Below are 6,436 nucleotides of genomic sequence, written 5' to 3' on the forward strand. Positions count from 1 at the left end.
GTCGGGTCAGCTGCCGGCCTTGACCGTGAACGTGGGGGACCAGCCGTCGGGGGCCAGTGTGGTCGCCACGTCGAAGTCGCCGAGCGTGTCCTTGGTCACCATGACCAGCTCGGGGCCGACGTGCTTCATGAACTCCTTCTTCTCCAGCGCCCGGATGGCCTGGTCGATGGCGATCCGGCCCTGCAGCGCCGTGCTGTCGCTCGGGGCGGCCTGCACGGTGCCGCGCTGGATGCCCGTGTGGGTGCCCGGGGTGAAGTAGTAGCCCGCGACGCGGATCTTGTCGCTGAGGCTGCGGTCCCGCAGGATCGGTCCGGCGGCCTCGGCGGTCACGGCGGTGCCGATGATGTAGTCGATGTCCGGGTGTGCGGCGAGCACATCCTCGATCAACCGGCTTTGTGCATCCTTACCGGTGTCGCCCCACTTGGTGTCGACGACCTCCACCTTGCTGTCCTTGAGGGCGGTCTTGAAGCCCTCCTCGCCGGCCTCGGCCCAGCCCGCGCCATTCGGCCCGGGGAACCAGGCGACCTTGACGGCCTCGCCCTTGGAGTCCTCGATCAGCCACTTCGCCGTGATGTCGGCCAGGTCGTAGAACGAGACGAGCGACTTGGCGGTGACCTTGTCGCTGGACATGCCGTTGACGACGTCGATCACCGGCTTGCCGGAGGCCGCCAGGCGGTCCACCGTCTTGTTCAGCCCGTCGTAGGAGATGGCGCCGATGACCAGGGCGTCCGCGCTCTGGGCGCAGTCCTCGATCTGCTGGGTCTGCTTGTCCAGGTTCTCGTAGCCGCCCGCCTCGACCATCGTCATGTTGACGCCGGCCTCGCGCGCCTGCTCGGCCACGCCGTAGTTGAGGCCGAGCCAGTAGGCGTCCTTCATGTGCGGGACCGACACGCAGATGTTCCAGGGCTTCTCGGCCTTGTCCAGCGGGGTGTACTCGCCCTTGCTGCGCTCGCTGTCCATGGCCAGGTCGGCCCAGATGTCGACCTTGGCCGGGGCCCAGCTCTTGCCGGCGGCGGCGCTCGCGGGGGTGTCGCCGGCGGCGTCGGTGGAGGAGGCGGAGCCACAGGCGGTCAATGCCAGCAGCGCCACGGCGGAGGTCGCCATAACGGCGGGATAACGGAAGTGCACGGACGCTCCCTTTGTTTCGTTCCACGCCGGGAACTTCGCAGGTAGATGGGTGTTTGCAGTCAACATGGCGTCCGGTTTCAGCGTCTACGGGCGTGAGGGCCAAGGCTGGCGAGCTTGTATCGTGCAAGTGCACAGCAATACGGTCAGCCCGAAAGGTCGTCACGTTCATGGCCCTAACGCTCAGCCAGCTCCTCGCCGAGTCCGTGCTCGAGCTGACCCTCGTCACGCCCAGCAGTCCTGAGCTGCTGCAACGCCCCGTGCGGTGGGTCGCCTCGACCGAGCTCGTCGACCCCACGCCGTTCCTGCGCGGCGGCGAGCTGCTGCTGACCACCGGGGCCTTCATCGACGCGGACGACCACGACGCGTGGCAGGCCTTCATCCAGCGGCTCAAGGCGGCCCGGGTCCCGGCGGTCGGCTTCGGGCACGGGCTGACCCACCACGACGTCCCCCGCGCACTGGTCGAGTGCGCCACCGCCGCCGACCTGCCGCTGCTCGCCGTCCCCTACAGCGTGCCCTTCGTACGGATCAGCGAATTCGTCGCCGACGCCATCATCGCCGACCGGTTCAAGGACCTGGGCCGGGCCTCCAACCTGGCCGCCGACCTGGCCAAGCTTGTCTCCACCGGCGCTCCCCTCGCCGCCCTGCTCAGAAAGATCGCCGAGGAGATCGGCGGCGAGGCGGCCATCATCGACATCGACGGAAGCGTGATGTCGAGCTGGCCGACGCACCACGAGCTGCGCACCGACCTGGTGCTGGAGGGGCTGGCGACCAACGGCACGACCGGCTACTTCGCCGTGCCTCTCGACCAGGCCGGGGCGCACGACCACATCCTGGTCGGCCGGTCCGAGATGACCGTCGAGACCGTGCGGATGGCCATGCACTCCGCGGCCACGCTGATCGCCATCGACCTGACGCGAAGGCTCCAGGAGGAGTCGTCGAGCGCCACGCGGATGGCCGCGGTGCTGGCCGGCCTGACCGACTGGACCACGCCCACGGCGACCCTGGTGAGGGCGCTGCGCGTCGCGGGCTTCGACAGCGACGCCCCCACCGTGGTGCTCGTGGCCCACCCCAATCCCGCCTTCTCCGCCGGCTACTCGCTGCGGCTGCGACTGGCCGTGGAGCAGGTGCTGCCCGTCGTACGCTCGGTGCGCAGCGGCGACATGCTGGTGCTGCTCGCCCAGGGCGGCGACGGCGACACGACGGGCAACGTCCTGGAGGTCCTGCGCCGGGAGATGCCCAGCCGGCGGATCGTCGTCGCCGGTCCGGCCCGCGACGCCGAGGAGATCCGCATGGTCCTCGCCTCGGCGCGGGCCATGATCACGCCGGAGCAGGCGACGCCGGTGCGCGCCCGCGCCTTCGACCTGGCCTCGATCGTGGCGGCGGCCGCCGGGCGGGGCGGACAGCACGCCGCGCGCGAGGTCCTGCAGCCGCTGATCGACCATGACGCCAGGACCGGTGGCGAGCTGCTCCACACCCTGCGGACCTACCTGCGGCTCGACGCCCGGCAACACCTGACGGCCAAGGCCCTCCACCTGCACCGCAACACGCTGAGATACCGGCTCGCGCAGATCGGCAAGCTGCTCGACGCCGACCTCGACAGCCTCGACACGCTGCTGATCTGCAACCTCGCCAGCCGGATGTACGACACCGCCAACGGCTGAGCCGTGCTGGGCCTGCCGTCCCCTCGAACCGCGACCTCGGGCTGTCCGGCCGCCCCGGGGCTGCCGTCAGCCGTCGCCTTCGCCGCGCGCGGCGAGCGCCTCGCCCAGCTCGTCGGCATGGCGCAGGGTGCGCACCAGGAACGGCACCGTGAACGCGATGACCGACCGGTCCGCGCCCCGCGCCTTGGCCGCCTCACGGACCTCGGCCGCGATGGTGGACAGGGCCGCCACCGACTGCAGGGTGAGCCCGACGAGCAGGCCGAGCCGGTCGGGACGCACCCCGAACCTGCCCAGCGGACGCATCCCGCGCTCCACCGCCGACACCACGTCCTCGACCCGGGTGGTGATCGTGAGCAGGTTGGCGGCGGCCAGCGCGGCCACGATCCGCAGGCACATCACGATCGCGGGAACGGGCCCGAGCAGCCACCACTGCAGCGCGAGCACGAACACCACCAGGATCGCGAGCATGCGGAGCACCTGGAGGCAGCGCCGTAGCGAGACCCGGGCCACCGCGTAGCCGAGGGCGACGGCCGCGCAGATCGCGCCCAGCCAGCCCGGGGAGGTCACGAAGAAGACCACTCCGGCGAGCACGAACAGGACGAGGAACTTCCAGCCCGCCGGTGTCCGGTGCAGCAGGGTCGAGCCGGGTTCGTACCAGCCGCCGACGTTCACGTGACGAGCTTGCGGTAGTGACGCAGCGCCGGTTCGGGCGCGTCGTCGGCCACGACCCGTCCCGCGTCGAGCACGATCACCCGGTCGAAGCCGCCGAGCAGGTCGAGATCGTGGGTGACCAGCACCACCTGCTGCTCCAGCTCGGCCAGCAGGTCGACGAAACGGCGTTTGTTGCGCAGGTCGAGCAGCGTCGTCGGCTCGTCGCACACGAGCACGGCGGGCTCCAGCACCAGCATCGCGCACAGGGCGAGCAGCTGCTTCTGGCCGCCGGAGAGCTGGTGGGCGGGATGGTCGGCGTAGCCGGCCAGGCCGTGCTGGGCGAGCACCTCGGCCGCGCGCTCGGCGCGCTCCTTGGCCGACAGCCCGCTGCGCCGCAGCGAGAACGCGACGTCCTCGCCGGCCGTCGGCATCACGATCTGGCTGTCGGGGTTGGTGAAGACGAACCCGACGCGCCGGCGGACCTCCCGGCCGTCGCGGCTCGGGTCGAGCCCGTCGACCAGGACCCGGCCGGTGGCCGGCCGCACCAGGCCGTTGATCATGCGGGCCAGGGTGGACTTGCCGGAGCCGTTGGCCCCGACGAACGCCACCCGCCGCTCCGGCAGGCGCAGGCCGACGTCGGAGAGCACCACCCGGTCGCCGTAGTGGTGCCCGACGCCCTCGAACTCGATCACGGCACTGCCTCCCACATCGTCGCCACGCCCACGCCCCCGCCCGCGGAGAGGGCGGCCAGGCCGGAGCCGGCGCGGCCGGTTCGTACCAGTGTCGCGAACAACCGCACCACGAGCACGGCGCCCGAGGCGCCCCAGGGATGACCCAGGGCGATCGCCCCGCCGTCGGGGCCGGCCGTGTGCTCGTCGATCCCGGTGCCGTCGAGACAGGCCAGCGTCTGGCCGGCGAACGCCTCGTTGAACTCGACGACGTCAGGAACCCGGTCGAGCACGTCCTTCATCGCCGGCACCGCGCCCAGCCCGAGCCGGTTGGGGTCGACGGCCCTGGTCGCCGAGGAGACGAGCCGCAGGCCGGGCAGGCCGAGCCGGCGGCGGACCGTCTCGCTGACCAGCAACACGGCGGCCGCGCCGTCGCTGATGCCGCACGAGTTGGCCGCCGTGGCGGTGCCGCCGGGCGTGAAGGCGGGCCGGAAGCGGGCCAGCCGCTCGGCCGTGAAGCCGGGGCGCGGGCGCTCGTCGCGGTCGGCGGGGCCGATGGGGACCAGCTCGGCGGCGAAGCGGCCGGACCGCTGGGCCTCGACCGCCCTGGCATGGCTGCGGGCGGCGAAGGCGTCCTGCCGCTGCCGGGAGATCCCGGCCTCGGCCGCCACCAGGTCGGCGGCCGGGCCCATGTCGGGGTCGCCGATCTCGGCGGGGGCGAACGGCGCCCGCGTGTAGCACCGGGGCGTCTCGCCGGGCGAGCGCGGGCGCCACGCGCGGTAGGGCGCGGTGGAGGCGCTCTCGACGCCCCCGGCCAGGTACGCCTCACCCTCGCCGGCCCGGATCAGCGCCGCGGCCAGGGTGATCGCGGCCAGCCCGCTCGCGCACTGCCGGTCGACGGTCATCCCCGGCACGCTCTCGTCCAGTCCGGCGCGCAGGGCGGCGACGCGGGCCGGGTTGCCGCCGGGCCCGAACACGTTGCCCAGCACGACGTCGTCGACGGTGTCGAGGGCGGCGTCGTCGAGCACGGCCCGCAGCACGGGGGCGGCCAGCTCGTCGGCGCCGTACGCGCGCAGCGCGCCGCCCGCGTTGCCGATGGGGGTGCGCCGGGCCGCCACGACCACCGGCGTCCGATCCTCACTCATCGCAGGGCTCACTCATCGCGTCGCCCTGTTCATCGCGTGGGCTGATCGCGTGGGTCTGCTCATCGCGTGGGTTGATCGCGTGGGTCTGCTCATCGCGTGGGTTGATCGCGTCGGCTCGGCTGATCGCGGTGGTGCCGTTCATCGCATCGGCTCCGCGGCGAGGGTGCCGTCGCGCAGTTGCTCGGCGACCGTGGCCCGGGCGGGCTTCCCGGACGCGGTGCGCGGCAGCGCCGTGGTGACCAGCCAGCGGCGGGGCCGCTTGCCGGGTTCGAGGTTGGCCGACGCGGCGTGCCGCAGCTCGCGCAGCGTGGGCCGGCTGCCGGGGGACGCCTCGACGACGGCGGTCACGATGGAGCCGAGGGTCGGGTGCGGGGTGCCGGTGACGAGCACGTCCGTGACGTACGGGACCACGCGCAGCACGCCCTCGACCTCCTCGGCGGAGACCAGCTTGCCGCCGCTCGACAGGGTCGCCCCGAGCCTGCCCAGCACCACCAGGGCGCCGGTGTCGTCGAACTCGACCCGGTCGCCCACGGTGGACCAGCCGGTCGCGGGCCGCGGGACGCCGTCGCGGAGGTAGCCGTCGAACGCGAGCGGCGAGCGTACCCAGAGGACGCCGTCGCGGACGTCGAGCCGCACGCCGGGGACCGGCCGCAGCCCGCCCTCGCCACGCCGGACCGCGATCAGCGAGTGCTCGGCGGAGCCGTAGTAGTCGACCAGCTCGGCCCCCGGCAGCAGCCGCGAGAAGCGGGACCGCACGCCGGGGTCGAGGTGGGCGCCGCCGCAGACGACCGTGCGCAGGGCGGAGCCGGCCCGCAGGTCGGGCCGCCGGTCGAGGACGTCGAGCAGCGCGGTCAGCATCGCCGGGACCAGGTGGACGGTGGCAGCCTCGCGCGCCGCCTCGGCCGCGGCCTCGGGTGCCCAGCGCGGCAGCGAGCGGACCTCGTGGCCGCACCACAGCGCGTGCAGCGTGCCGAACAGGAACAGCGACGAGCTCAGCGGCCCCGGGATCAGCACGGGGCCCGGCAGTCGCCCGAGGGCCTCGAAGCTGCGCAGCCATGATCCGCGCGTACGCATGAGGACCTTCGGCCGGGCGCTGCTGCCCGAGGTCGTCGGCAGGTAGAAGATCGTGGCGTCGTCGCCGACCGGTGAGACGCCGCCTGCTCCGCGGGTGCCGCGATCGGCT

The 6,436-nt window shown here is 73.0% G+C and carries 7 protein-coding genes; 1 reads left to right on the top strand and 6 read right to left on the bottom strand.

Annotation, left to right across the window (positions count from 1 at the left end):
* Positions 1-6: 6 nt before the first annotated feature.
* Entirely contained in the window at positions 7-1,128 is a 1,122-nt protein-coding gene (torT, locus tag AB0I38_RS33505; protein ID WP_358489842.1) for a TMAO reductase system periplasmic protein TorT, read from the bottom strand.
* Between the two features lie 167 nt (positions 1,129-1,295).
* On the opposite strand from torT, the gene AB0I38_RS33510 reads away from it, so the two are divergent.
* On the top strand, positions 1,296-2,789 hold the full coding sequence (locus AB0I38_RS33510) for a PucR family transcriptional regulator (RefSeq protein ID WP_358489846.1): 1,494 nt from the start codon (positions 1,296-1,298) through the stop codon (positions 2,787-2,789).
* A gap of 66 nt (positions 2,790-2,855) precedes the next feature.
* Here AB0I38_RS33510 and AB0I38_RS33515 read toward each other — a convergent pair whose 3' ends face one another.
* From AB0I38_RS33515 to AB0I38_RS33535, 5 genes are all read right to left on the bottom strand, one after another.
* Entirely contained in the window at positions 2,856-3,461 is a 606-nt protein-coding gene (locus tag AB0I38_RS33515; protein ID WP_358489851.1) for an energy-coupling factor transporter transmembrane component T family protein, read from the bottom strand.
* Positions 3,458-4,132, bottom strand: a complete 675-nt coding sequence (locus AB0I38_RS33520) for an energy-coupling factor ABC transporter ATP-binding protein (RefSeq protein WP_358489854.1) — start codon at positions 4,130-4,132, stop codon at positions 3,458-3,460. The genes AB0I38_RS33515 and AB0I38_RS33520 overlap by 4 nt, the downstream gene beginning before the upstream one ends.
* Positions 4,129-5,253 (bottom strand): thiolase family protein, encoded by a 1,125-nt coding sequence (locus AB0I38_RS33525; protein WP_358489858.1) that lies wholly within the window; start codon positions 5,251-5,253, stop codon positions 4,129-4,131. Before AB0I38_RS33525 ends, AB0I38_RS33520 begins: the two co-directional genes overlap by 4 nt.
* Positions 5,246-5,395 (bottom strand): hypothetical protein, encoded by a 150-nt coding sequence (locus tag AB0I38_RS33530; protein WP_358489860.1) that lies wholly within the window; start codon positions 5,393-5,395, stop codon positions 5,246-5,248. The genes AB0I38_RS33525 and AB0I38_RS33530 overlap by 8 nt, the downstream gene beginning before the upstream one ends.
* Positions 5,392-6,436: AMP-binding protein (locus AB0I38_RS33535; protein WP_358489862.1), on the bottom strand; the 1,045-nt coding region annotated here is incomplete at its 5' end. The genes AB0I38_RS33535 and AB0I38_RS33530, both read right to left, overlap by 4 nt.

Source organism: Nonomuraea cavernae (assembly GCF_040655715.1).
GTDB lineage: Bacteria > Actinomycetota > Actinomycetes > Streptosporangiales > Streptosporangiaceae > Nonomuraea > Nonomuraea cavernae_A.

Bases quoted from the DNA above. Each gene is read 5' to 3' on its own strand.
- AB0I38_RS33510 (WP_358489846.1), top strand. From the start codon at position 1,296: ATGGCCCTAACGCTCAGCCAGCTCCTCGCCGAGTCCGTGCTCGAGCTG.
- AB0I38_RS33525 (WP_358489858.1), bottom strand. From the start codon at position 5,253: ATGAGTGAGGATCGGACGCCGGTGGTCGTGGCGGCCCGGCGCACCCCC.
- AB0I38_RS33530 (WP_358489860.1), bottom strand. From the start codon at position 5,395: ATGAACGGCACCACCGCGATCAGCCGAGCCGACGCGATCAACCCACGC.